At 38.1% G+C, this 26,289-nt stretch carries 25 protein-coding genes; 7 read left to right on the top strand and 18 right to left on the bottom strand.

Features of this window, described 5'->3' with window-relative positions:
• Positions 1 to 567: a 16S rRNA (guanine(966)-N(2))-methyltransferase RsmD gene (rsmD, locus tag MHB42_RS04480; protein WP_340804617.1), complete on the bottom strand. Its 567-nt coding sequence runs from the start codon at positions 565 to 567 to the stop codon at positions 1 to 3.
• Between the two features lie 167 nt (positions 568 to 734).
• Positions 735 to 2,156 (bottom strand): RNA polymerase II, encoded by a 1,422-nt coding sequence (locus MHB42_RS04475; protein ID WP_340804616.1) that lies wholly within the window; start codon positions 2,154 to 2,156, stop codon positions 735 to 737.
• 56 nt (positions 2,157 to 2,212) lie between these two features.
• Here MHB42_RS04475 and MHB42_RS04470 point away from each other — a divergent pair, with 56 nt between their 5' ends.
• Complete coding sequence (locus MHB42_RS04470) at positions 2,213 to 2,605, top strand: DUF7147 family protein (protein WP_340804615.1); 393 nt, start codon at positions 2,213 to 2,215, stop codon at positions 2,603 to 2,605.
• 2 nt (positions 2,606 to 2,607) lie between these two features.
• On the opposite strand, the gene MHB42_RS04465 is transcribed toward MHB42_RS04470, so the two are convergent.
• Complete coding sequence (locus MHB42_RS04465; protein WP_036125303.1) at positions 2,608 to 2,880, bottom strand: YlbG family protein; 273 nt, start codon at positions 2,878 to 2,880, stop codon at positions 2,608 to 2,610.
• A gap of 269 nt (positions 2,881 to 3,149) precedes the next feature.
• Between MHB42_RS04465 and MHB42_RS04460 the strand changes: the two genes are divergently transcribed.
• On the top strand, positions 3,150 to 4,067 hold the full coding sequence (locus tag MHB42_RS04460) for a glycerophosphodiester phosphodiesterase (RefSeq protein WP_340804614.1): 918 nt from the start codon (positions 3,150 to 3,152) through the stop codon (positions 4,065 to 4,067).
• Between the two features lie 146 nt (positions 4,068 to 4,213).
• A complete protein-coding gene (locus tag MHB42_RS04455) occupies positions 4,214 to 6,007 on the top strand; it encodes an IS1182 family transposase (RefSeq protein WP_340804612.1) in 1,794 nt (597 codons plus the stop codon).
• Here the strand turns inward: MHB42_RS04455 and MHB42_RS04450 are convergent.
• Positions 5,999 to 7,051, bottom strand: a complete 1,053-nt coding sequence (locus tag MHB42_RS04450) for a tartrate dehydrogenase (protein ID WP_340804611.1) — start codon at positions 7,049 to 7,051, stop codon at positions 5,999 to 6,001. The genes MHB42_RS04455 and MHB42_RS04450 overlap by 9 nt on opposite strands.
• Positions 7,052 to 7,216: 165 nt before the next feature.
• A complete protein-coding gene (locus MHB42_RS04445; protein WP_340804609.1) occupies positions 7,217 to 7,663 on the bottom strand; it encodes a YlbF family regulator in 447 nt (148 codons plus the stop codon).
• A gap of 87 nt (positions 7,664 to 7,750) precedes the next feature.
• Here MHB42_RS04445 and MHB42_RS04440 point away from each other — a divergent pair, with 87 nt between their 5' ends.
• On the top strand, positions 7,751 to 8,254 hold the full coding sequence (locus tag MHB42_RS04440) for a PaaI family thioesterase (protein WP_340804608.1): 504 nt from the start codon (positions 7,751 to 7,753) through the stop codon (positions 8,252 to 8,254).
• Here the strand turns inward: MHB42_RS04440 and MHB42_RS04435 are convergent.
• Both MHB42_RS04435 and MHB42_RS04430 read right to left on the bottom strand, forming a co-directional pair.
• Positions 8,232 to 9,704 (bottom strand): UDP-N-acetylmuramoyl-L-alanyl-D-glutamate--2,6-diaminopimelate ligase, encoded by a 1,473-nt coding sequence (locus MHB42_RS04435; RefSeq protein WP_340804607.1) that lies wholly within the window; start codon positions 9,702 to 9,704, stop codon positions 8,232 to 8,234. The two genes, MHB42_RS04440 and MHB42_RS04435, sit on opposite strands and share 23 nt — an antisense overlap.
• Positions 9,705 to 9,843: 139 nt before the next feature.
• Positions 9,844 to 10,971, bottom strand: a complete 1,128-nt coding sequence (locus MHB42_RS04430; RefSeq protein ID WP_340804606.1) for a CAP domain-containing protein — start codon at positions 10,969 to 10,971, stop codon at positions 9,844 to 9,846.
• Positions 10,972 to 11,117: 146 nt separating this feature from the next.
• On the opposite strand from MHB42_RS04430, the gene MHB42_RS04425 reads away from it, so the two are divergent.
• Positions 11,118 to 11,519: a YugN family protein gene (locus MHB42_RS04425; RefSeq protein WP_340804605.1), complete on the top strand. Its 402-nt coding sequence runs from the start codon at positions 11,118 to 11,120 to the stop codon at positions 11,517 to 11,519.
• A 219-nt stretch (positions 11,520 to 11,738) separates the two neighbouring features.
• A complete protein-coding gene (ytvI, locus tag MHB42_RS04420) occupies positions 11,739 to 12,809 on the top strand; it encodes a sporulation integral membrane protein YtvI (protein WP_340804603.1) in 1,071 nt (356 codons plus the stop codon).
• 14 nt (positions 12,810 to 12,823) lie between these two features.
• Here ytvI and MHB42_RS04415 read toward each other — a convergent pair whose 3' ends face one another.
• The 7 genes from MHB42_RS04415 to cyoE all read right to left on the bottom strand — a co-directional run bounded on the left by MHB42_RS04415 (position 12,824) and on the right by cyoE (position 19,556).
• Positions 12,824 to 13,285: a DUF420 domain-containing protein gene (locus MHB42_RS04415; protein ID WP_340804602.1), complete on the bottom strand. Its 462-nt coding sequence runs from the start codon at positions 13,283 to 13,285 to the stop codon at positions 12,824 to 12,826.
• Positions 13,286 to 13,319: 34 nt separating this feature from the next.
• Positions 13,320 to 14,249, bottom strand: coding sequence for a cytochrome c oxidase assembly factor CtaG (gene ctaG / locus MHB42_RS04410; protein WP_340804601.1), 930 nt, complete (start codon positions 14,247 to 14,249; stop codon positions 13,320 to 13,322).
• A gap of 304 nt (positions 14,250 to 14,553) precedes the next feature.
• Positions 14,554 to 14,898 (bottom strand): cytochrome C oxidase subunit IV family protein, encoded by a 345-nt coding sequence (locus MHB42_RS04405; protein ID WP_340804599.1) that lies wholly within the window; start codon positions 14,896 to 14,898, stop codon positions 14,554 to 14,556.
• Complete coding sequence (locus MHB42_RS04400; protein ID WP_340804597.1) at positions 14,898 to 15,524, bottom strand: cytochrome (ubi)quinol oxidase subunit III; 627 nt, start codon at positions 15,522 to 15,524, stop codon at positions 14,898 to 14,900. The genes MHB42_RS04405 and MHB42_RS04400 overlap by 1 nt, the downstream gene beginning before the upstream one ends.
• Positions 15,524 to 17,407: a cytochrome c oxidase subunit I gene (gene ctaD / locus MHB42_RS04395; RefSeq protein ID WP_340804596.1), complete on the bottom strand. Its 1,884-nt coding sequence runs from the start codon at positions 17,405 to 17,407 to the stop codon at positions 15,524 to 15,526. Before ctaD ends, MHB42_RS04400 begins: the two co-directional genes overlap by 1 nt.
• A gap of 42 nt (positions 17,408 to 17,449) precedes the next feature.
• Complete coding sequence (gene coxB / locus MHB42_RS04390) at positions 17,450 to 18,538, bottom strand: cytochrome c oxidase subunit II (protein WP_340804595.1); 1,089 nt, start codon at positions 18,536 to 18,538, stop codon at positions 17,450 to 17,452.
• 100 nt (positions 18,539 to 18,638) lie between these two features.
• Positions 18,639 to 19,556, bottom strand: coding sequence for a heme o synthase (gene cyoE / locus MHB42_RS04385; protein ID WP_340804593.1), 918 nt, complete (start codon positions 19,554 to 19,556; stop codon positions 18,639 to 18,641).
• A gap of 335 nt (positions 19,557 to 19,891) precedes the next feature.
• Between cyoE and MHB42_RS04380 the strand changes: the two genes are divergently transcribed.
• On the top strand, positions 19,892 to 20,815 hold the full coding sequence (locus MHB42_RS04380) for a COX15/CtaA family protein (RefSeq protein WP_340804592.1): 924 nt from the start codon (positions 19,892 to 19,894) through the stop codon (positions 20,813 to 20,815).
• Between the two features lie 41 nt (positions 20,816 to 20,856).
• On the opposite strand, the gene MHB42_RS04375 is transcribed toward MHB42_RS04380, so the two are convergent.
• The 4 genes from MHB42_RS04375 to MHB42_RS04360 form a co-directional block, all read right to left on the bottom strand.
• A complete protein-coding gene (locus MHB42_RS04375; RefSeq protein ID WP_340804591.1) occupies positions 20,857 to 21,051 on the bottom strand; it encodes a hypothetical protein in 195 nt (64 codons plus the stop codon).
• A 166-nt stretch (positions 21,052 to 21,217) separates the two neighbouring features.
• Positions 21,218 to 24,652: a pyruvate carboxylase gene (gene pyc / locus MHB42_RS04370; protein ID WP_340804589.1), complete on the bottom strand. Its 3,435-nt coding sequence runs from the start codon at positions 24,650 to 24,652 to the stop codon at positions 21,218 to 21,220.
• Positions 24,653 to 24,664: 12 nt separating this feature from the next.
• Complete coding sequence (locus MHB42_RS04365) at positions 24,665 to 25,846, bottom strand: FtsW/RodA/SpoVE family cell cycle protein (protein WP_340804588.1); 1,182 nt, start codon at positions 25,844 to 25,846, stop codon at positions 24,665 to 24,667.
• 61 nt (positions 25,847 to 25,907) lie between these two features.
• A complete protein-coding gene (locus MHB42_RS04360; protein ID WP_004224778.1) occupies positions 25,908 to 26,189 on the bottom strand; it encodes a YlaN family protein in 282 nt (93 codons plus the stop codon).
• Between the last annotated feature and the right edge of the window lie 100 nt (positions 26,190 to 26,289).

Here is a 26,289-nt window from a genome sequence, read left to right as displayed (position 1 = left end):
TTATTCTCCCTCTTCCTCTGTACAGCGATAAACAGATATAATTGTTCCGCCATAAGTTTCTTGTCTTGTTAAGCTAAAATCTCCAAAGCTTTGAGGCAATTGCACCTCTTTCGCATGCTCGCATAAAATAATCCCATCTTGCTGAATTTTATGATGGTCAACAAGCGTTTGGACTAAATCATAGTATTCCTTTTGATGGTATGGTGGGTCTAAAAAAACAAGTTTAAATGTAAGGTCACGCTTTAATAGCGCTTTCACAGCCCGCTTTGCATCAATACGAAATAGCTCTGCATAATCCTCATAGCGGCATTTTTTTATATTTTCTTGTAGCACTTGAAATGCCTTTGCATCCTTTTCAATAAAAATCGCATGCTCTACACCACGACTTAGTGATTCAATCCCTAAGCCACCGCTTCCAGCAAATAAATCAAGTGCAATGCCCCCATCAAAAAATGGACCAATGATATTAAAGATTGATTCCTTTACTTTATCAGTTGTAGGTCTTGTTGTATTGCCAGCTATTGCTTTTAGTGGCATTCCTTTGCGCTCTCCTGCTACAACTCTCATAACAGCCTATCACCATACTTTCATTTATATCAATTACAACTTGCCATAGTTGTATCCAGATTTTTTCGGGTTTACGAGGGACACTGTGACCTCTACGGCTTGTACAAACAGCCGTTAAGTCAGCATAAAGCATTTTGCAGCGGAAGACTACGTCCCCGCTGCAAAAATTATTGTTGTTCTTGCGAAATAACTTGAATTTGTTGATCTTTCTTTTGTAAATCAACAAGGAATAAACGCTGTAACCACGTTTCCTCCACATAGTAACGATCAGCAATTTTAATAATCGGCTCTGAAATTGTTGAATATCTACGTTGATTGAATACATAGAAGCCATGATTTAGTGGGAAGCGGAATGTACGATTCTCACTATTGACGTAATAGCCATGATCCCCTTCTCCAGCCGAATAGCCGAGATAAGGTAATAACGTATCTGCTGTATACAATTTTTGACCCTCATATAAAATAACACGAACATCCTCTCTCTGTATACCATCTACATATACCTTGCTTGCATCTTCAAATAATAGCGGATAGGTGCCATTTTTTTGAGCTGCATTTAATGTAAAGTAGGATGTTTTCGCATTTAATACTTGTGACAAATGATTATCCATTGTAGCTGGTGTAATCGGTTCATCGCTCATATTTTTTAGTGTATCTTGCCAAGCTTGCTGCTGATTAGCTGTCATATATTCATTTAATGTTTGAATAATTTTCTTTGCTTTATCTGTACCAATCACATCATTTACTAAATAGGATGCCACTACCTCTGGTAACCATTCTGGTGCATCTTCAAATGTAAATTGTGACTTTATTTGCGATAAAATCACTTCCTGCTCCACAGCTTCTGGCGTTAACGCTGGTAAAAATAACAATCGATCATCATGGGCTGTTACTGGGCTTTTATCTTGAATAATCGCAATATGTTCATCACTTAAAAACTGTATATTTTTCAATGCTTGAAGAAAATCATTTGGAATGGCTTGCTGTGCATAAATCGATAATACAGATGTTTGTTCCTGAAGCGCTAGCCCACCTGCCTGCCAATAAATATCATGCACAGCACCGTATCCGCTAAACATTGTATAATTAACCAGTGATAGCTGTTGCTGCCCAACTAATGGTAAGCCAGTTACCCATTGACCCTGCACTTTACTATCTGTTGAAATATGAACAATCGAATAGGATGCTTCCCCATTTGTTAGTGTGGCAAAAATATTTTGAAGCAGCATTTTATTTTTCAAGCCACCCTCAATTGGAATTATGTATGATACAGATTGTGATTTTGTTTCTCCCTTTGCAAAATAAGAAAGTTCTTCTGATAAACGATTGCAGCTTTTTTCATTTTCAATAAAGCAACTAGGGTTTACAGCTTTTTCTGGCCATTTAATGTTGACCTTTTGATCTGGTAAATTTTTAAAATGTTGTCGAATATCTAAACTATTTTCACGATAGACCATTTCTATTTCCTGAGAGTAATGAAAATCCCCCCCACCTGTTTCTAAATCGGATGAATAGGCATGGTATTGGAAAAATAGTGTCCCCGCAATAATAAGTGCTAGAATGGAAAAAAAGCTTAATGCAAATTTCATGTGCTTGACCTCCCGCAGCATGATACTATAAGGATTGGAAAGGATGTGCATTTATTATGCCACAACAATTTATAGAATTAGGAGAAGGCTATGGTGATGTTTACGAGCTACTCGAAATTATTAAAACGAATCAGGAACGCTTTCATCAAGCCTTTATACTAACCTCTACTACAAAAGAAGGTAAACAAGTTCTCTCATTAGCAGTTGCATTCAAACCAGTTGGCGAAAGTAAATTTATGCCTATTTATATTTGCCGTGAAGGCATTCCTTTTAATGAAGAACAACCGACACAGCGACAAAAAATGTTTGAAACACAAATAGAACAACTCAATCGAAAAGTAGTTGTTGTAGAAATAAAGCACTCATCTATATTTTCGGAATCAAAACTATTTTATCAATACTTAATCGGTATATTAAGACTAAATAACTATATACCTGCATTATCTTAATATTATAAACCTACCTTATAATCATATTCCTTGGCTTTATCTGGCTTCGCATTTTCATATTCTGTTTTTACAAATGGACGATAAGATTCCACAACGTCTTTCACAAATGGAAGGCGTTGTAGTTTTGTTGTCATCATATCAATGTCCTCACGATTGCAATAAAGCACAACGTATTTTTGCCTTCTTGAAATATAAAGAACATGACCATATTTTCGCAAAGATTTCGCATGTTTTAACTGATGGACGTAAACGATTAGCCCTTGTCGTTCGTTCATATTAGACTCCCTCATTTCTTACATAAAAGAATACCATAGACCAGAAAATGATAGCAACAGAGTTTAGCTGACAGATCGCTCAATTTTCCGTTATAATGAAAAACATACTTGTAGTAATTCAAATCACCACAAGTTACAATATATTTGAACCATTATTAAAGGACAAAAGCAAACATCATCTTTCACTTATACTAGTTACTAGTAAAGCATCTTGACTACAAGAGCTGATGAATATTTTTATATAAAGCGAATTATTAAGGAGGACAAATATGGGTAAGAAAACAAAAATTGCACTTGCCATTGCAGCAGCAAGTGCAGCAGCTTGGGCAGGTAGTAAGGCTATTTCGAAACCACAGCAACGTGAAGGTAAGCAAGCATTACAATTTGATCGCCCTATTATTCTTGCGCATCGTGGTGGAGCACATTTAGCGCCTGAGCATACAATGATCGCATTTGACAAGGCCGCACAATTAGGTGTAGATGGCTTTGAAATAGATATACGTTTAACAAAGGATGAGGAAATTATTGTTTTCCATGACGACACTGTTGAACGTACAACAGATGGTTATGGACTTGTAGCTGATATGACATTAGCAGAAATTAATGCCTTCAATCATGGCTATCAATTTCAAGATTTAGACGGGGCTTTCCCATATCGAGAAGAATCACTAAATGTTGTGACATTGCGCGAACTGCTTGAGGCTTACCCAAATATGCTTGTTAATATTGATATAAAGGATGCTCCAGATACATACGAAGGAAGTTTAATGCCTTCTAAGCTGTGGCGTTTAATTGAAGAGCTAGGGGCAGAAAATCGAGTTGTTGTCACAAGCTTTTATGGTGAGCAAATTGATCGCTTTAATTTATATGCACAAAACCAAGTAGCACTTGGCGCAGGCGAATCAGATGTACGCAAGGCATTTGCTTCCTTCTCAAGTCAATTTGGACATTTATATCATCCAAAGGTAGATGTCTTCCAGATTCCAACAAAATCTGGTGTACTCGCCTTAGATTCACCAAAGTTTATTCAGTTTTTAAATAACTTAAATATCCCTGTTCATTATTGGACAATCAATGATCTGGATATAATGAAAAAATTAATTAATAATGGCGCTAAGGGCATTATTACAGATCGACCTGACATTGCGATAGAGCTATTTCAAGCTCAAGCACCTATTGAACAATAAAAAGACAAAGGGGCTGTCCAAAAAGTCAGTGAAAACTGACCTTTTGCGACACCCCTTTTAATTTTTCTAAAAAAGGCAACAAAAAAATCGCCACTTCTAGTAAAATGAAAGTACCACACAATCACTAGTAGAAAGGACGATTTTTTATGAGCAATCAAAAGATTACTAATGAAGAGTATACCACACAAACCACACTTCTTCTAGAGGTACAAGAAAAACCTGTATCCAAAAGACAACTTGCCCCTACGTTCAAACCGTATAACAATCATCAAAGTTTTTTTATTTATGATCTCCAAGAACTGATTCCTGAGAATCACGTCGCACGTGTTGTTGATGAAATGATCGAAGACATTCCAGATGAGCTACTTTTTCAACACTATTTAGGTGGTGGGCGCAGTTCCTATCATCCGAAAATGATGCTGAAAGTGATTTTGTACGCCTATTCCCAAAAGGTGTATTCCTGCCGTGGGATTGAAAAATTGATTCGGGAAAGCATTCCCGCGATGTGGTTAGCAGGCATGCAAAACCCCGACTTCCGTACGATCAACTTTTTTCGTGGCTATCGTATGAAAACCCTAATGGATGAGTTATTTGAAAACATGATCCACCAATTAATTGAGAAAGGATATATTACCTTTGAGGACTACTTCTTGGATGGGACAAAGCTTGAAGCGAATGCCAATAAGTATTCTTTCATTTGGAAAAAATCTACGGTCCGTTTTGAAGAAAAACTGAAAGAGAAAATCAAGGAAAACCTTCAGCACATTCACGAACTTGCCCAGACAGAAGAAATGGAACTGGAGGAGATTCCGGAGGAAGATGTAACGTCAGGACAATTGACAACCCTTTCCCATCAATTAGAAACACAAGTAAATACCTTAACAGCTGAAATCGAAGCGACCAAAGAGGTGTCTGTTCGAAAAGAACTCCGTTCACGTCGAAGTGCGTTAAAGAAACCGATCAAACTAATTCAAGAAAATTTCATCCCACGCATTCAAAAATATCAAGCGTATCATGAGACATTTGGCGATCGCAATAGTTTTTCAAAAACGGATACGGATGCCACGTTTATGCGCATGAAAGAAGATCACATGAAAAACGGTCAATTGAAACCCGGCTACAATGTTCAAATGGCAACGGAGAATCAATTTATTTTATATTATTCCATCCATCAACGCCCAACAGATACGCGCTGTTTTATTCCTCATTTGGAAAAACTAGCAGCGTCTACTTTGCCAATGCCAAAAACCGTCATCGCCGATGCAGGATATGGCAGCGAAGAAAATTACTTATATGCAATAGGGGAAGAAAAAGAGCCACGTTTTGATTATTTAATTCCATATAATACATATTTAAAAGAAAACACGCGCAAGTATAAAAATAATATCAAGAATGCGAAAAATTGGGACTATCAGGAAAAGGACGATTGGTTTATTTGCCCGAATGGACGCAAGGTGCTATTTAAAAAATATCAAAACAAAAAGAATGCCTCGGGATTTCAGCAAAGCTATAAAATCTACGAATGTGAAGATTGTTCAGATTGCCCATTAAAGGCACAATGTACAACAGCAAAAGGTAATCGTCAGGTTCATTGGAATACCGTATTTGAAGAAATGAAGGCAAAGGCAAAAGCAGCCCTTGAATGTGAAGAAAAAGCCGCCATCTATGCTCGACGTAAAATCGAGGTAGAAAGTGTGTTCGGTCACATCAAGGGCAATCGGTCGTTCCGTCGATTCCTATTACGGGGCCTTGATAAGGTCCACGTGGAATTTGGGATTGTGGCATTAGCCCACAATCTCCTGAAAGTAGCTGCCATCCGTCAGCTACTTTCAGGGAACAAGCGAATAGACAAAAAATCTGGAGGGGAAAAACGTGATGTTTTTCTCCTCCAGATTTATTTTAAGGACTTATGGGACAGCCCCTTTTCCTTTTTATATTAGCTCATGCATAATGGCGTCTGTTACCTCTCGTAATGTTGCTGTCCCACCTAAATCAGCCGTTTTGATACCCTGTGCTAATGTTGCTTCAATTGCATTTAATATTTTTGTTCCCACTTCAGGATAACCAAGAAAATCAATCATCATTTTGCCTGTCCATATTTGTCCAATTGGGTTAGCAATTCCTTGACCTGCAATATCTGGTGCAGAGCCATGAACAGGCTCAAACATAGATGGATACTGCCCTTCTATATTTAAATTTGCTGCTGGTGCAATGCCAATGCTGCCCATAATCGCGCCACCTAAATCTGTTAAAATATCTCCAAACAAATTAGATGCTACAATCACATCAAAGCTTTCTGGCTTCATTACTAAAAACGCTGCTAATGCATCAATATGATTGGATGCTTGGGCTATCGCTGAATATTCGTTGCCTACTTGTGCAAATACCTCATCCCAAAATGGCATACTATGTGTAATGCCATTAGATTTTGTCGCACTTGTTACATGCTGACGACGTGTTTTTGCTAGCTCAAATGCATAGCGTATCGCACGTTCTGTACCTTTTCTTGTAAAAACAGCATTTTGAATGGCTACTTCCTCTTGCCCGCTATGTAATCTCCCACCAATATCTGCATACTCTCCTTCAGAGTTTTCCCGCACAACAATAAAATCAAAATGATTCGGCTGCCGCAAAGGTGAAGGGAGCCCTTGCAGGAGCTTTGCAGGTCGTACATTAATGGATTGCTGCATTTCTCGACGAATTTTAATGAGCAATCCCCATAAGGAAATATGGTCTGGCACTAATGCAGGCATTCCTACTGCGCCTAAAAAAATATGGTCATATTGTTTTAATAGCTCAATCCCATTATCAGGCATCATTTTGCCTGTTTCTATATAATACTCACAGCCCCATGGAAAAGTTGTCCACTCAAAACAAAAACGCCCATCCAATGCAGCCGCTTTATTTAGCACCTCTATAGCAGCAGGTACAACCTCTTTTCCTATGCCATCCCCTGGTATAACAGCAATTCGATATGTTTGCATATTATTATTCCTCCCTATCAATTATGCCCCAGCATCAGGTACAGCCACTGGCACTGGAGCTTTTATCTTGGTTCAGTGGGCGTTTGGATACCCACTAAAAAAGACTGTATACAAACTCTTTTAATACCATCGAGTTGTCTACAGTCTAGTCGTAATGTGGATATATTAAGCTGAGCAAGAGCAGGAGCCGCCTGAGCCACATCCTCCTCCACAAGATGAACCAGCTGCAAAAAATGGATTACTAACAGGAACTTTTACTGCTTCTGAAACTGTTTTGCCTATTAATAGACTAATTTCATCCAGCAAATCCTGAAATTCATTTTCAGCAATCTTTAATGCTGAAACCTTCTCATTTAAGTCGAGTGCCCGCTTCTGCTGACGAATCGACTTCATAATTGTATGGTAGTCCGGATGATATTTTCCGAAACGTTGTACATCTTCGTACTGTTCCTTCATGCGATTAAATGCATAAATAGCCTCTACAAGCTGTACATCACTATACACTGCATCATATGCTTGCTGTAGTGCCTTTGCAGGTTCTGAGGAAAGAATCATCTCACAAAGCGCCTCCGCCTCATCCAAAATGATTACCCAGTCAGAGGTTATCATCATTTTTAATTCCCCCAATCTCTTTCCCATCATAACAGATTTTATGGTAATTTTACATTATTGATAATTTTAATGAAAGAGGTTTTCCAATTGATAACAACATCTAAAGGACAAATTGAACAATTACTAGCAGCTATTTTACAGGACAGCTCTGAGGAGGATGAGGAGGTTTTATTGCACCTTTTACAAGGGCTTCACGATAAACAGCAAGGCATTCATCGGCGTTATATTAATGCAGCCCTTCATATGATAGGCAAGTTTGAGCCTGATGTCAGCGAGGTGCGTATTCCCATTACACCTGTTATTCATAATACGATTAAAGTGCCACATGGAGGAATTATTGCAACAATTGCTGATGCCGCTATGGGAGGACTTGCTTCACGTGCTGCACCAGGGGGCTATAATGTTGTAACAACCAATATGAATATTAGCTATATTGCAACAACCAACAATAACGAGCTGATTGCACGTGGGCGCTTTGTACATAAAGGACGCCAAACATTTGTAATGGAGTGCGATATTGAAGATGAAACAGGGCGCAAACTAGCTATTGCAACAGGCTCTTTCTTTGTTATTCAACGTCGTCCGTCATAAAGCTAGCAAAGTAATCTTTAATGCATTGTTGGTCGGAAAAGGGCAATTTTTGATTTTTAATTTGCTGTGTTTGCTCATGCCCTTTTCCAGCCACAAGTACAATATCGCCTTTTTTTGCCTTTGCTAACGCCTGATGAATCGCTTGCCTACGATCTAAATAAATTTCATAGTATTGTTGCTCTGTAAAACCAGCAATAATGCTTTCATTAATAACAATAGGATCTTCATCACGTGGATTATCCGTTGTTAAATAAATAATATCTGCATATTTACTTGCTACAGCCCCCATTGCAAAGCGCTTCGCTTTATCCCGATTGCCACCACAGCTAAACACAAGATAAATGGTCTTTGAATGATCAAACGTTTGCAATACTGCTTGTAAGGCTTCTGCTGTATGTGCATAATCTACATAAACATCAATGCCTAATGGATTATCAATCTTTTCGAGTCTTCCTTCTGGTAGCTTTAATGACCACATATGCTCGATAATATCTTCCATAGGGATACCTAAACGCCATATAGCCATTAATGCTGCTGTCGCATTTTGAACATGATATTTCCCAACAAAGGGGATCTCCACAATATGCTCACTCGCAGTTGTTTGTAAACAAAGCACAGTCTTTCCAACGGATTCACTAATAATTTGGATATGTAAGTCATTGTGATGTTCAAAGCCAAATGAGCAGGATTTTTTCTTATCATAAATACCTACAGATCGGCAAAAATTATCATCTCCATTAATGACTAGCTTTTTTGATAAATCTGCTAATCGTTTCTTTGCACGTTTATATGCCTCTAATCCACCGTGGTCCTCTAAATGATCCTCTGATAAATTTAAAAATACACCACAATCAATATCACAATGATCGAGTCTATGCTGCTGTAGCCCCATTGAAGATGCTTCTAATACAACATGTGTCACACCTTTGCGTACGCATTGCTTTAATATTGGGTGCAACTCCTTTGCCTGTAATGTCGTTAATTGCTCATAAGCCGTCTGTTGCTTCTCACCATTGATGAAAAAGCCTACAGTGCCAATAACAGCAACTTTTTTGCGTAAGGCGCTAAGAAGCTGACTCACAAAATGGCTGACAGTCGTTTTACCATTTGTACCTGTTATTGCAATTACCGATAAAGCCTCTGCCGGAAAAGCGGCAAGCTTCGCACTTGCATACGACAAAAATAAAGCTGTATTCGGCACCCAAACAAAAGGAATATCCTTATCAATAATAGGTAGCGAGATACTTTCCTCAGCGACAATTGCAGCCGCCCCTCGTGCCAATGCCTCTTTCACAAAGCGACTGCCTGATGTTTTTTTTCCTTTGCGTACAATAAAAATATCGCCTGGTTGTACAGCTTGTGCATAGTCCTCTACACCTGTAATTACCGTTCGAATTGATCCTCCCGTCACACTGCATGGCCAGTCTTTCAATAGCTCTGCTAATTGCAAGCCTGATTCCCCCTTTCAGTTCTCTATCATATGACGGCCTTTGTAACGGTGTGACGAAAAATACAGAAGCCTAGCAAAGGGGAAAAAATAAAGACAAGCTCAATTTTACAAGCTTGTCTTTAGGCTACTTACTTAGTTGTTATGGAGCAGTGAGATCATCCTGTTCTTGCCCCTCTGTATCCTGCTCTTCATTCTCCACACTTGGCGCAGTAGAAGCAGGCTCTAGATAAATTTGTGTATAATAATTTACAAAAACGCCAGAACCAACGCTTGAATATTGTTCATCCAGTAATACTTTTCGATGCTCAGGTGAATTTGTCCAGCCATGCATCGCTTCAATCGCATCAAAATAGGCTGTCGCAAGATTTTCATTTGCTTCACTATAGTCAATACTTTGTGCCTGTAATCGCTTTTTTAAATCTCCATATGTCGGAGAATCATGTGCTAAAAAATTTTGTATCTTCATATCCTCACTATGCATTTTTGCCACTTCCTCTAATGACTTATTAATTTCTAATGGCGGCAATGCATGATGAATTCTTGTGACATTTAGTAAATCATCCAACTGTTTACCGCTAGCTATATCAATTTCTTGTTGTAAAAACGAGGAGGGTGGTGTGCGTCTAACTAGCTCACCCTGATAGCTCATCTCATATGGCTGATGCAGTACGAGTGTTTCACTATTTGTATAACGTATTCCTTGCAGCTCACTTGTTTCTCGATCTATATAAAGTTGTGCATAAAGCCCATCAAATTTAACAAGCAACCTTGTTTGCATATCTTCCTCACTCATTGAGAAAATAAAAATATTATCATCGACATTGGCTGTTACCTCATAGTCAATAATCGTCATACGGTATATTTCATCACGCTTTTGCCCCACCTTAAAGGGAGATGCATCGATTTCTTGTCCTGCTATGTAAACTTGTGTCACAACATTGTTTTCAACACCAACCATAAAAAACGTTGCAACATCTTTATTATAGACCCACCATTGATAGCCAAATGAAGATGGTTCTTTTCTAGCTGGCTCTCCATACTGCTCTAAAACAGCCTGTGTCCCCTTCCCAATCAATGTGGATATCCCTGTTTGTGGACGTGTCATTGCCCCAACAGCAGGCTGCTGCTTTAGCTGTGTTTGAGGAATAATATTAGGGTTAGCGTTTGGACCTTCTAATGGCTCATTTTCCTTTGGGGTATTAAAAAACATAAAGCCGATTAATGCAATTGCACCACAAATCATTAAAATGCGGAATAAAGCTTTCATACAGGACTCCTTTTCATCACCATTATTATCGTTATTATATCAATTAGAATTAGCTTGACACAATGTTGTCATTGCAACAATGTCGAATATGCTCTATTATAAAAATGAGCGTATACTTTGTACGAGAACCTAAAGGAGGACTATACATGTATTTTGAAAATACTAACCTTGAAAATTTAACAGCTGATCAAGAACTAATTGTCAGCATTATGAAAAAACATGGTTTAGAATGTGATGGTGGCTGGGATTACGAGCGTATGACATTCGATAAACGCTTTGATACTCGTGAAGGTCGTTACTACCTACGTGTATTTGCCTATGCTATCTCTGGTGATGTAGGTGCACATGATGCCATCCTTACATTAATGAAACCAGTTCTTGGTAAATACTATTACCCACATGGTGTTGAATATGGTGATGACGAAGTTTATCCAGCACACCTTGTAAAAAAATGTGAAGAAATCTTAAAAAAGGTTAAATTAGAATTAGATCAATTCGCAATTGAGCCTATCAATAAAAATAATTTTGAACCTATTGACGCAAACTAATCTTTAATCCATTAAAGTGACGGCACATATAGCGTAAATAGCTTCGTTGTTCTGAAAAGACTGGTCATCCAGTCTTTTTTTATCTGCACGAAAGCGAAGCGTCAGCGACAGATGCTTCAGCATTCTATTAGCCTAAAGCTTCAACGAATACCGTGCACTTTAAATTTGAGTAAAAATAAAATTTTATCTCATACTACCTATATCTATTACAAGATGTAGGTGAGAACATTGTTATCCTTTTTCAATCATCCCTTTTTCCGTCATCCCATTATCGTGATAGCTATTGGTATTCTTATTGTTTGGTTAATTTCATTATCATTGCCCATTTTACTTGCCTACTTTACTGCACTGCTTTTAGAGCCTGTTGTTATTCGCATGTGCAAACGTTTCCGAAAAAAACGTAAAATGGTCGTATCCATCTTTTTTTTATGTTTTCTTAGCATCTCATTACTAGTATGTGCGCTTCTCCTCTTTATAAGCTGGAAACAATTTTCATCATTTATGCTTCATATCCCAGACTATCTAAATCAATTATCGGCGATATGGATTCAGCTACAATCCAAGCTTAGCAACTACACCTATCATTTACCTGTAGAGCTTGTTGCACAAATCCAAGCTATAATTGTTAAGGCTTTAGCTTCTATTGAGAAATTTGCTCTATCTTTAACAAATACCAATGTATGGTCAGTATTATTCACCTATATTCCATCACGTTTATTTGATATTTTTGTTTATTGGATTGTTTTATATATGCTGTTATTGGAATTGCCCTCCATCAACCATAAATTATTACTATCTGTCCCTTTCCATTATCAGCAAAAAATTATTTTTATTGGGCAGCGTGTAAAAATAGCATTATTTGGCTTTTTAAAGGCACAAGTATTTGTAGGTGTTGGCATATTTGCTCTATCTGTTATTACCTTTTATATTTTAAAAACACCCTTTCCTATTCTTTTATCATTGCTTCTTGTTTTTTTAGATATTATTCCGTTTCTCGATTCTTTTCTTGTCCTGATTCCATGGGCGGTATATAAAGCTTTTACAGGTGAATATCTCTTTGCTGTTGCCTTAATACTGCTTACTGTGGCTCTATTTTTAGTGCGTCGCATGATTGAACCAAAAATTATCGGCAATAAAATTGGGCTTTCCTCCCTTACTACCTTTATCGCAATGTTTATTGGCTTTAAAGTATTTGGCTTTCTCGGCATTTTAATAGGGCCATTGCTTATTGTTGTCGTGCTATCGATCTTCCAACCAAGTACAAAAAATCTCCCATCCTTACAAAAATAAGGAGGGAGATTTCATTAAAATCCTAATATCGCTTTAATAACAGATGTTGTTTCACCCGGTTCAAATAATACATACAATAGTATATACACTAATACACCTGTGATTGCCACAAAGAACCAAATAATACTTGTAATCGGTCCAATACGTCTGTGTAGCTTAATATTTGTTTTTAGCCCTGAAATAATACTAACAATCCCAAATACTGCTCCAACTGTTGCCAGGATAATATGGAAAATAAGGAAGAACGTATAATATGGCTTTAAATGTTCTCCGCCACCAAAGGCAGTATTCCCAACAAAGATTGTACGTGAAGCATAAATAATAAAGAAGATAAGTGCAGCAGCACCCGCAGCCAGCATCACTTTTTTATGTGCTTCTACATTTCTTTTTAAAATTAAGCCCCAACCTATTGCTACGAGTACAGCACTAATAACAATAAATGATGTACTAATAGTAGGCAAAATTTTTAAATCCATTCTCAAAACCCCTTATACAAAGTAAATTTCTATTTTACAATCCATGTTGCTGTTGACTTTCCCATTTCTTTTGATGTGCAGCTAACGCATCAGCAGTAATTTTATCTGGGTCTTTTTGTTCAGCGCGATACCATTTTGTAAAAATAACAGTAATTAATACACCAAAAATAAGCTCTTGTAAAATTTTCATAAGAACACCACCCAATTGCTGATCGGCAACAGGCTTCATATCTGTAAATAGCTCAGGCCCTGATAGTGATAAACCTGATAATGTGGAGGCTGGCACACAAAGCTCCATTGCCTTTAGCCAAGCGTCACCATTTGTATATGTTTCATAAAGTGCATTAGGTGCGAAAATAATCAATCCACATGCAGGCGTAATTAACACAGCATTCGCAATAATATAAGCCAATTTATGCAGTGGCTTCATTTGAGCACCGTCTGGCATATTTTGAATTAAAGGCCAGTACATAAAAACAGCGGAAAGGAATAATACAAGTGTATAAACATTGTGTAATATTTCATTCAATTTAATATAATCCATCACTGAAGGTAGATGATAGAAAGAAAATAGACCAATAAACACAAAAACTGCAACAACTGGTAATGTCATAATTTTAAATATCGTTCGAGCAACGGGAGCCTCCATTACAACCTTCCAAAGCCACCAAGGAATCCCTTTAATTAAGAAAATCGGTACAAGCAGTAATAGCACAGCCATTTGCACCATATGCATTGTAAACATAATATGCGCCATTAAATCAATAGGCGATCCTTTAATAATATAAATTGTCACCATGGCTAACACAAAATAAATAGCCTCACCCTTTTTTAAAGGCTCACTTACTTTAAAATCTTTGCGCCACTTTGTTGTGACTAAAAAATAAACTACTGTTATAAAAATAAGAACCCCAATCAAGTATGGGCTCCATAATGCTTGAAAACCAAAAATACTAAGTGGCATATAGAACGCACTCCTTTAAACTTCAGTATCCCTATTATAGAACGCTTACAGCCATACTGCAATGAACGAAAGGTGAACAAATATTAAGTTTAGACCTGCATCCTCTGCGTATACTATGACAAGCTCCCTTACTAGATTATCTTTAAATATCGAAAATTAAAATAGAAGACTTGTTGATAAAAAATATTATAGACTAAAATTTCCATACTCATACAAAGTATCTTCTTTCTACTACTATATAAAATTTTTTCAGCAATATAAAAGCACGTTCGTTATGTTGAAACGAACGTGCTCTTTTTGGTGCTTACCACCAAATAATTGTTAAGAATGCTAAGAAGAATGTAAAGGCAATAACCATTCCCATCCACATAAAGAAGCCAATTACACCACCGAAGTGTGTCTTTTTATCCTCTAAGTGCATGAAAGAATAGAGCTGCAGTACAACTTGAACACCCGCAAGTAATAAAATAAACGGGAAGACTAAGTATTTAGAGAAACCAGCCGCAGCCATGCCAAATGCGATAAATGTAAGGAAAATCATAATCGCAAAATTGATGACTTGCTTACGCATATGAACGGCATTATGATGACGATCATATTCGTATTGTGCCTGTGATTTAGCAACTATAGGTGTATCGTGTGAAGACATTATCCGATCACTCCCATCAAGTATACTACTGTAAAGATAAATACCCAAACTACGTCGATAAAGTGCCAATATAAAGCAGCCACGAAGAACTTAGGTGCATTGTATAAGTTTAGACCACGTTTTGCATTGCGAATCATTAACGTTAAAATCCAAACAAGACCTAATGATACGTGGAAACCATGCGTACCTACTAATGAGTAGAAAGCAGTGGCAAACGCCGATTGTGTAAATGTAAAGCCAAGATGTGTATAGTGATAAAACTCATAAATTTCTAAAGCTAAGAAACCAAAGCCTAGCAACACTGTAATACCAAACCATGTTTGCATCCCTTTAAAGTTAAAGTTACGCATATGGTGAATCGCATAAACAGATGTTAGTGAAGATGTTAATAGTAACATTGTCATCGCAAATGCTAATGGTAATTCATATAGACCTTGAGTTGTGAACTCCATGCCAGCTGGCCCTTTGTTCTTAAGCGCTAAGTAAGTAGCAAATAAACTTGCGAAAAGTACAACTTCACAGGCAAGGAAAATCCAGAAACCAACGACTTTATTTTTCCCCTCCATTGTAGCTTGTTCAGGGTGATCTGGCCAAGTGTGAGGAGTAAATTTAGTATTGAAATCCATTATTTATTGCCTCCTTTGCCGTAAAGATGCTCTTCAATTTCAAGAATCTCTTCTTTGTGTAAATGGAAGCCATGATCGTCTTTAACAGATCGGAAAATCATCGCACCAAATGTAATTGCAAGACCAATAATTAATACATAAATTGACCATGGTTTATCTGCATCTGGATTATAAAGTGCACCGAATGCTGCGATAAACATACCTAATGAAATAACGAATGGAATCGCTGAGTTATTTGGCATATGAATGTCACCGATTGGCTCAGCAAATGTCACTTCTTTATTACCTTCTTGCTTTTCAATCCACCATGGGTCTAAACCACGAACAAGTGGTGTTTGACGGAAATTATAGAATGGAATTGGTTGTGGAATTGACCATTCTAATGTACGTCCATCACCCCAAGGGTCGCGACCTGCTGGTTTACCTTTAATCGACATTAAGCAGTTGATTACCATCATGATAACCCCAACGCCCATCATTAATGCACCGATTGTAGAAATATAGTTGAACTGATCCCAACCTTGCCCTTCCATGTAAGTGAATACACGACGTGGCATACCCATTAAACCTAAGAAATGCTGTAGGAAGAATGTTAAATGGAATCCGATAAAGAATACCCAGAATGTCCATTTTCCTAATGTTTCGTTCAACATACGGTTGAAGAAAATTGGCCAGTAGAAGTGCGCTGAACCAAATAATGCTGTAACGATACCACCAACGATTACATAGTGGAAGTGAGCTACGATAAAGTAAGAATCATGTAATTGATAGTCAAGAGGTGCAGATGCTTGCATAACCCCTGTAACCCCACCCGCAACGAATGACGGGATAAAACCAAGTGCATAAAGCATCGGTGTTGTAACTTTAATTGATCCGCCCCAGATTGTTAAAATCCAGTTGAATACCTTCATACCTGTTGGAACGGCAATTGCCATTGTTGCAACAGCGAAGATTGCGTTTGCTGTTGGTCCTAAACCAACTGTAAACATATGGTGGGCCCAAACCATGAACCCTAGGAAACCGATTAAAATTGTTGCGAATACCATTGAAGAGTATCCGAATAAACGTTTACGAGAGAACGCTGGAATAATCTCAGAGAATAAACCAAACGCTGGTAATACTAAGATATAAACTTCTGGGTGTCCAAAGATCCAGAATAAGTGCTCCCAAATAATTGTGTTACCACCCATCATATGGTCAAAGAAGTTACCGCCGAACATACGGTCAAATAACATCATTAATAAACCAATTGTTAATGGAGGGAATGCGAATAAAATTAACGCACTTGATACCATTGATGTCCAAGTGAATAATGGCATACGCATAAATGTCATACCTGGAGCACGCATTGTAATGATCGTCACAATAAAGTTAAGACCTGAAATTAACGTACCTGCCCCTGAAATTTGTAAACCAAGTACATAGAAGTCAATCCCATGTCCTGGAGAGTATAAAGATAATGATGCATAAGAAGTCCAGCCCGCATCAGGAGCGCCACCCATAAAGAATGACAGGTGAAGGAATACTGCACCCAGGAAGAATAACCAGAACCCTAAAGAGTTAAGGAACGGAAATGCAACGTCACGTGCACCAATTTGTAATGGTACAAGCATGTTCATAAATGCGAATAATAATGGAGTCGCAGCTAAGAATAACATTGTTGTTCCGTGCATCGTTAATAGTTCATTGAAAAAACCAGCTGACACAAAATCATTATTTGGCTTCATTAACTGAATACGCATTAATAATGCTTCAGCACCAGCAATAGCGAAGAACAATGTACCGGCTAATAAATACATTACTGCTAACTTTTTATGGTCAACAGTTGTAATGTAATCCCAGACAGTTGCTCCAAAGCCCTTTTTCTGTGTGTATGAGCTCACAACTTTTACCTCCCTCAAAATTTGTTACATATAAACAAAAAATTATTTTTCAACTGATAAGCCCATGATATAACTTGCAAGAGCTTCTATTTCTTCATCAGATAAATCGCCATAAATAGGCGCAGTGCCCTCAGCGTTCATCATTAAGTTACCTGGTTTGAATTCCTCAGGGTTTTTAATCCAAGCTTTTAAGCTTTCTTCATTGTGCTCTAAGAAGCCAGCAACACGGTTACGATCACCAAATGTAGTTAAGTTTGGACCTGGTGCACCACTTGCTCCTGAGCCTGAAACAGCATGACAGCCTAAGCAGCTATTAGCAAAAGTTGCTTCACCAAGGTCTGTTGATTCTTTATCAGCAGTTTGGCCTTCTGTCGCTTGCATAGCAGCTACCCATGCATCAAATGCCTCTGGGCTTAATGTTTTTACTTTAAAGTCCATTAATGCGTGTGAAGGTCCACATAGCTCAGCACATTTACCATAAAATACGCCATCTTTTAAATCTTTGGATTCTTGGTCAAATTCTAAGTAGAATTTGTTTAAGTTCTCTACGTTTGTATCCATTTTACCGCCTACAGCAGGAATCCAGAATGAGTGCTTAACATCAGCAGCCTTTAAATTAAAGTAAACCTTTTCACCTGTTGGGACTACTAGCTCTTGAGCAGTTACAATACCTTGGTTAGGGTATTCAAATTCCCACCAGTACAATTTTGCTGTTACATTAACTGTTAGGGCTGTTTTGTTCCCCTCTTCATCTACCTCATCCATTGCAGCAACATCTGCAAATTTATAAGTAGTTGTAACAACTGGTACAGCGATAATTAATAATAAAATAATTGGAATAACTGTCCAAATCACTTCTAACGTATGGCTACCCTCTACTTGTTTAGGAATAACATTTTCCCCAACGCGTGAACGACGGTATTTTACGAATGCAAGTAAATAGATAACAGATACTATTACTACTACTAGCGTCATAATTACAGTAGTTAACAGTAATAGATTTAATTGTTGTCTGCCTACTTCTCCAGTTGGTTTCAGCGTAGATAGATAATCTTCACCACATCCTGAAAGGAAAACCATCATCACTGCTAGAAGTGAAAAAAGACGCCATTTTTTAAGCCCTTTCATCATAGCTTAATTAAACCCCTCTTTCTTTGTTGTATTTTCATGTGTACCTAGGACATTAGTTCTGTCTATATGAATTCTTTAGAAAAAGAAAGAATCCCCTAAATTAGCTAAACACCGCAAATATAATGATGGCTACAAATAGTATTGTCATATGATTCAATGAGTAAATAAACATTTTATTTGCCCATTTCATATCATCATTTGTAGTAAAGCCTTTTAGAGCTAGTATTAACCAACCTAAGTTCAATGCAGTAGCAAGAGTTAAAAAGCCAATTCCAAGCTCTGGTAACAGGAAAGGTAACGGGAATAATAAAAGAATCCAAAATAGCATGGAATACTTTGTTCGTTTAAATCCTTTTACAACAGGTAGCATTGGTATTTTAGCTGCACGGTATTCCTCTGTACGTTTCATAGCAAGCGCATAAAAATGCGGTGGCTGCCATGCGAACATAATAAGAAATAAGGCAAGTGCTCCTAAGCCTAAAGTAGGCTCAACCGCTGCATATCCAATAATCGGAGGAATAGCCCCAGAAATGCTTCCTACAACCGTGTTACTAACATGCTTTCTCTTTGACCACATTGAATACAGAACAACATAAGCAAATATTCCTAGTAGTCCCCACATGCCGGCCGCAAACGATGCCGCAAATAACAAAATTTCACCTACAATTAAAAATGAGAGGGCAATGGTCAATACTAAATTTGGCTTAAATCTACCAGTTACTGTCGGTCTTGCCTTCGTTCTTTTCATGATCGGATCGATATCCTGATCAATAAAGTTGTTCATTGCGCCTGAGCCACCAATGATTAATGCCGCACCTAGCATGGTGTAGAATATGACATCAAGCTCTTGCAAGAAATGTCTACTAGTTAATTGAAACGCCAGCCACATCCCTGTAAATGTTGTGACAAGATTCGAGTTAACGATGCCAATTTTTATTAGTGCTAAAAAATCTTTTACAACGGATGTTGTTTCTGGCTCTGGATTTCTAGTAGCCGCCAGTGTACGACCGTTTGACATATTACCTCTCCTTTCATTTTTGTAAGCATATTCCGCTATCATAACTATAGCGAAATTTGCGATTGATTTCTAGACATTAAGTGAAATTTAGATGAAGTTGTAAAAATTAGTTTTGCCTAGAAATATAAATAAAAACAACATATCTATAGTAAAACATTTTCTAAAATCAATTGTGAAGGTTAAAGCACGAAATTATGAACAATTTGTGAAATGGAATCGACATCTATTAGTCCCTTCTCTTTACAAGTTGTTTTTTAAACGTATTTTCGATATTATCTAGTAGCAGAAACATTACGCTCTTGTAATGTTGATAGATAAAGTAGGTGACTCATTTTATGCAACACAACAGGTATTTGAAGTGGTTTGCTGTTGCCGCTACAGTTGGAATGCTCCTAATTTTACTTGGTGGAGCGCTTGTTACAAAAACAGATAGTGGCTTAGGCTGTGGTCGAAACTGGCCTGATTGTAATGGATCTCTTATTCCAAAGGAAATTACACCAGAAGTTCTTATTGAATTTTCACATCGCCTTGTGACTGGAGTCGTATCTATTTCAATTCTTGTACTAACAGTTTGGACATGGCGTAAACTCGGACATATTCGTGAAGTAAAGTTATTAGGTTTTTTGGCAATGTTTTTCTTAATCGCACAGGCTTTAATTGGAGCAGCCCAAGTGTTATGGGGGCAAGGTGATTTTATCCTAGCGCTGCATTTTGGAATTTCTCTTATTTCCTTTGCTGCTGTTCTTCTGCTTTCTATGATTGTATTTGAAGTGGATCGGAAATTTGATGCTGATAACGTATTTATGGGGAAAAAATTACGTTGGCATACAATTGCTGTCACAATTTATTCTTATTTAGTCGTTTATACAGGAGCGCTTGTACGACATACGGATTCTAGCTTAATTTGTCCTGACTGGCCATTTTGCTATAATGAATCACCTTTAGCACTGCCAAACAATATGTATGAATGGGTGCAAATGGGGCATCGTCTAGCTGTTCTTATTATTTTCATTTGGATTGCATACATAACTTGGCATGCTGTGAAAGAATATAAAAACCAGCGTGTTATTTATTATGGTTGGATTATTGCCTTTACAATCGTTGTTTTACAAGTAATTGCGGGTATGTTAGTAGTCCTGACAAGATTAAATTTAACAGTTGCTTTACTACATTCGCTATTTATTTCTCTGTTATTTGGTTTATTATGTTATATGATTATGCTAGTCGCTCGTAGTAACTATAATGAAAAGAAGAAATAGAACATGAAAAGGATTCGGCACGAGAGGATGTGCCGAATCTTTTATCTTTTTTCCTGCTTTTTCATTGTTTCTGATCCTATAATTCCAATAATTAAAATAATCACAGATACTAGTGCATAATCTTTAAAAAAGGTTGTAAATGGAATGTCAAAATAGACACAAATTGCTGTTACAATGCGTCCTCCTAATAAAATTAAGCCAATAATCAGCAGCCAATTAAATAGCGTTTTTAGCATTTTAAACTTCCCCCTACTTGCATAACTCTCCATATAGCTTAACATATATTCATAAATAGCTCTTTGATTGAAGGTGCTGTCCATCATCCTATTCTTATCTTTCCATCCCTAATATAAAAAAGGCTATTAGACGCTAATATGCATCTAATAACCTTTTAAGCATTTATTATTCCATTTCAATCAATAGATCGCCTGTGGAAATGGCATCACCTGCGGCAACATAAACCTCTTTAATAATACCATCCTTTGGTGCTTGGACAGTTGTTTCCATTTTCATTGCCTCTGTAATCAGAAGGTGATCACCGCGTTTCACAGGGCTGCCTTTCGAGATAACAACCTTTAACACGGTTCCTGGCATTGTTGCACCAATTTGATTTGGATTGCTGGAGTCTGCCTTTAAGGCTACACTACCATCCACTTCTACTGTCATATCTTGAATCACTAGCTCACGAGATTGGCCGTTGAGCTCAAAGTATAAAACACGCGTACCATCGTGCTGTGGTTCACCGATGGATACTAATTTAATAATTAATGTTTTTCCTTTTTCAATTTCAACCTCAATAATTTCCCCTAGCTTTAAGCCGTATAGGAATGTTGGTGTATCTAACACGGAAATATTGCCAAAGGATTCGGCTGTTTTAGCATACTCTTCAAAAACTTTTGGATACAATGCATAGGCTAGGACATCTTTCTTGGTTACAGGACGGCTTAATTGATCCTCTAGATGTGCTGCTAGCTGTTCAAATTGAATTGGCTCTAATAGCTCTCCAGGACGTACTGTGATCGCTTCACGGTCCTTTAAAACAACCTTTTGCAGCTCCTCTGGGAATCCACCATGTGGCTGCCCAAGATAGCCTTGGAAGAACTCAATCACAGAGTCTGGGAAGTCAATTGTTTGCCCTCTTGTTAAAACAGTATGTTCATCCAAATCGTTTTGTACCATAAAGAGTGCCATATCCCCGACTACCTTCGATGATGGCGTCACTTTGACAATATCGCCAAATAGAAGGTTGACGCGAGAATACATATGTTTTACTTCTTCCCAACGGTCGCCAAGCCCTACTGCTTTTGCTTGCTGTTGTAGGTTACTATATTGTCCGCCAGGCATTTCATGCACATAAATTTCAGAATGTGGACTAATCATACCACTTTCAAAATCCTTGTAGTATTTACGCACATCCTCCCAGTAGTAGGATAGCTTTTCAAGCGAGTCAATATCCGCACGTACCTCACGCTGACTGCCTTTCATCGCATAGTATAAGGAGTTTGCACTTGGCTGTGATGTAAGACCAGCCATTGCACCTAATGCTGTATCAACAATATCTACGCCTGCCTCAATTGCTTTGGCATATAAGTAAATACCATTACCGCTTGTATCATGTGTATGCAGATGGATTGGCAGATTTGTTGTGTCTTTTAGCTCTGAAATTAAACGATAGGCTGCTTCTGGCTTTAATAAACCAGCCATATCTTTAATCGCTAAAATATGTGCACCTGCTGCCTCTAGCTCCTTCGCCATATCCTTGTAGTATTGTACAGAATATTTCGCGCGTGTATCATCCAAAATATCGCCTGTGTAGCAAATCGCTGCTTCAGCAATTTTGCCAGATTGACGTGCTGCATCAATCGCTACTTCCATGCCCTTAATCCAGTTTAAGCTATCGAAAATACGGAATACATCAATGCCTGATGCAGCCGATTCTGCAATAAATTCACGGATAAGGTTATCAGGATAGTTGGTATAACCAACGGCATTCGCCCCGCGCAAAAGCATTTGGAATAATACATTCGGAATTTGCTCACGCAGCTTCGCTAGGCGCTCCCATGGGTCTTCTTTTAAGAAGCGGTATGCGACATCAAATGTTGCGCCACCCCACATTTCTAACGAGAATAGCTGGTGCATCATACGTGCTGTCGCATCAGCCACCTGGAACATATCCTGTGAACGTACACGAGTTGCTAGTAATGATTGGTGAGCATCACGGAAGGTTGTATCCGTTAAAAGCACATCATCCTGTGCTAAAATCCATTTTACTAAGCCTTCAGGTCCTTGTGCATCCAAGATTTGCTTTGTACCAGCTGGTGGCACAATCAATGGGTCAAATTTAGGCACGCTTGGCTGTACAAAAATAGGCTTGGACTTCTTCTCCACTCCTGGGAAGCCGTTTAGTGTAACATTGCCAATATAGCTTAATAGCTTTGTCCCACGGTCTTTTCTGACGGGGAATTCAAATAGCTCTGGTGTTGTATCAATAAAGCTTGTATCAAAGGCGCCTGATAAAAATTGTTCATGTGTTACTACATTGTTTAAAAATGGAATATTTGTTTTCACACCACGAATACGGAATTCCTTTAAGTTACGATCCATTTTCGCAGCTGCTTCTTTAAATGTCATACCTGATGTAGAAATTTTCACAAGCAGGGAATCATAGTAAGGTGTCACTACAGCACCTTGGAAGCCATTTCCTGCATCTAAGCGTACTCCGAAACCACCACTTGAACGGTATACCATTAATTTTCCTGTATCTGGCATAAAGTCATTAGCGGGGTCCTCTGTTGTGACACGAGCTTGAATCGCATAGCCAATCATTGGGATATCTGCCTGCTTTGGCATATGAATTTCTTCACCATGCAGGGCATAACCCGCTGCTACTTTAATTTGAGCATGAACAATATCGACGCCTGTAATCATCTCTGTAATCGTATGCTCTACTTGAATACGCGGATTCACCTCAATGAAATAAAAATCATCGCCTGCGACTAAAAATTCCACCGTCCCTGCATTTATGTACGAGACATTCTTCATTAATTGCACGGCTGCTTCACAAATGCGCTGTCTTAATTCCTCAGAAATAGAGTTCGATGGCGCAATTTCCACTACTTTTTGGTGACGACGCTGGATCGAGCAATCACGCTCATACAAATGCACAAGATTGCCATGCTGGTCACCAATAATTTGCACTTCAATATGCTTTGGCTTGATAATCGCCTTTTCCACATAGACCTCATCAGAGCCAAATGCAGCTTTAGCTTCTGACTTTGCACGCTCATAGGCAGATGCAAGTTCCTCTTGTGTATGCACAAGACGCATCCCACGACCACCGCCACCAAGCGCTGCCTTAATCATAATTGGATAGCCATAAGTGCTGGCAAAATCCTCTACCTCTGCTAACTGGGCAACGGGGCCGTCTGTGCCAGGAATAACTGGAATATTGGCCGCAATCGCTTGTTCACGCGCTTTGACCTTATCGCCAAACATATCTAAATGCTGAGATGTTGGACCAATAAAGATAATGCCTTCTTCCTCACAGCGACGTGCAAACTCTACATTTTCTGATAAAAAACCATACCCTGGATGAATCGCATCAACATCTGCATCCTTGGCAATAGCAATAATCCCTTCAATATCTAAATACGCATCGATTGGTTTTTTGCCAGCTCCTACTAAATAGGCTTCATCTGCTTTAAAGCGATGAAAAGCCCCACTATCCTCCCTTGAATAGATCGCAACTGTTCGAATATCTAGCTCCGTACAGGCACGGAAAATGCGAATTGCAATTTCGCCTCGATTGGCTACGAGAATTTTGTTAATTGATTCCATAGGTATCCTCCTTTATGACTGTGCTTTTTTTCTTTCTACCTTTTCAAACATAGAAACATTGATTAATATGCCCATTGCTAAAGATAGAATAATTATAGATGTACCGCCATAGCTAATAAAAGGTAACGTTACACCGGTTAACGGGATTAACCCAGTTACACCCCCAAGATTAATAAACGTTTGCCAGCCAATCCAGCTCGCAATACCAGCCGCAATCATGCGTGCTAATGGGTCTTTCGTTCGCAATGCAATCGAAAAGCCCTTATATACAATAAAACCTAAACCAAGCAAGACAATTAATACACCCCATATGCCCAATTCTTCCATAATAATGGCCATAATAAAATCTGTCTGAGGTTCGGGTAAATATCCTAACTTTTGAATAGATTGGCCAAGACCTCTACCTTCTAGGCCGCCTCCACCAATCGCATAATAACTATTAACAACCTGATGACCGCTAGTATCCTCATACTCAAACGGATTCAAATAGGATAAAATCCGCCCTTTCCGATTGCCTGTCAGCAATTCTCCTTTAAATAACCATAGTATACCAAGAATTGCCGTGCCAAATGCACCTAATACGCCAAAAAACTTCCAAAATGTTTTAAAAGGAATACCGCTTGAAGCGACAACAGATACAGCAATCCCACATAAAATAATAACTGCACCTAAATCCGTTTCAAAAGCTACGCCAGCAACCACTAAAATCCAAAGAAAAATTGGGTAGAAAATTTCGGTTGGCTGAAGCTTTTCAAATGTATATTTTTGCGCTTTCCGATAAAAAGCAGCAGCAAAATATAAAATGATAAATAGCTTTGCATACTCAGAGGGCTGAAAATTCCCAAAAAACGGAACAGTGATCCAGCTTTGAGACCCTACTTCATCCGCTCCATTACCATTTACTTTTACCCATGTAAATAACACTACTAGCACAACCGTTAGCAATAGCATAATATTTTTATTCGCATAATGCTTATATGGGAAAAAGGCTGCTGCAAGAAAGCCCAAAAATGCCACGATTAAATTTGTTACTTGCTTTTGATAAAAGTAATCTGGCGCTTGTTCTTCACGCACAATAGCTATCATCATACTTGAACTATAAATCATAATTAAGCCAAATATACTTAACAATAGGACCGTAAAAAATAATGGGTAATCAAAATTTTGTGCATAACGTTTTAAATATTGTTTCATTCGAAAACCTCGTTCTAGTAAAAAAACTCAAAGCGCAAAAAAAGCGTTTGAGTTTTTCATTTTATTTGTCTGTATACGCATCGTGTAGTACAGAAAGCTCCTTCTCGAGCGAATCGAGAATTTCTTTACCTTTTTCACGCTCAATTAAGCCAAGCTTTACAGCAAAGTCAATTTCACGTGATAGACCAAACATTTGTGTATCTAATACTTCCTCATATAGAGGGCATTGTGGCATTGTTAAATGATCCATTTGTACTCGAATAAGGCGAGCAATTTTATCTGCATCAGCAACTAAAAGCTCCAAAGCCTTCTCTTGAAAAGAAGTTTGTGATTTCGTATCCATGAGGACGCCCCCATTATCTGATATTTCTTCGATTCTATCTTAATAAAGTTTATCTTTTAGTTGTTAAAAATGCAAGTGTCTTCATTGGAAAATAGAGAAT

This window comes from Lysinibacillus sp. FSL K6-0232, assembly GCF_038008325.1.
Classification (GTDB): Bacteria; Bacillota; Bacilli; order Bacillales_A; family Planococcaceae; genus Lysinibacillus.
The sequence above is the reverse complement of the archived record's forward strand: the minus strand, read 5'-3'. Positions and strand labels throughout refer to the sequence as shown.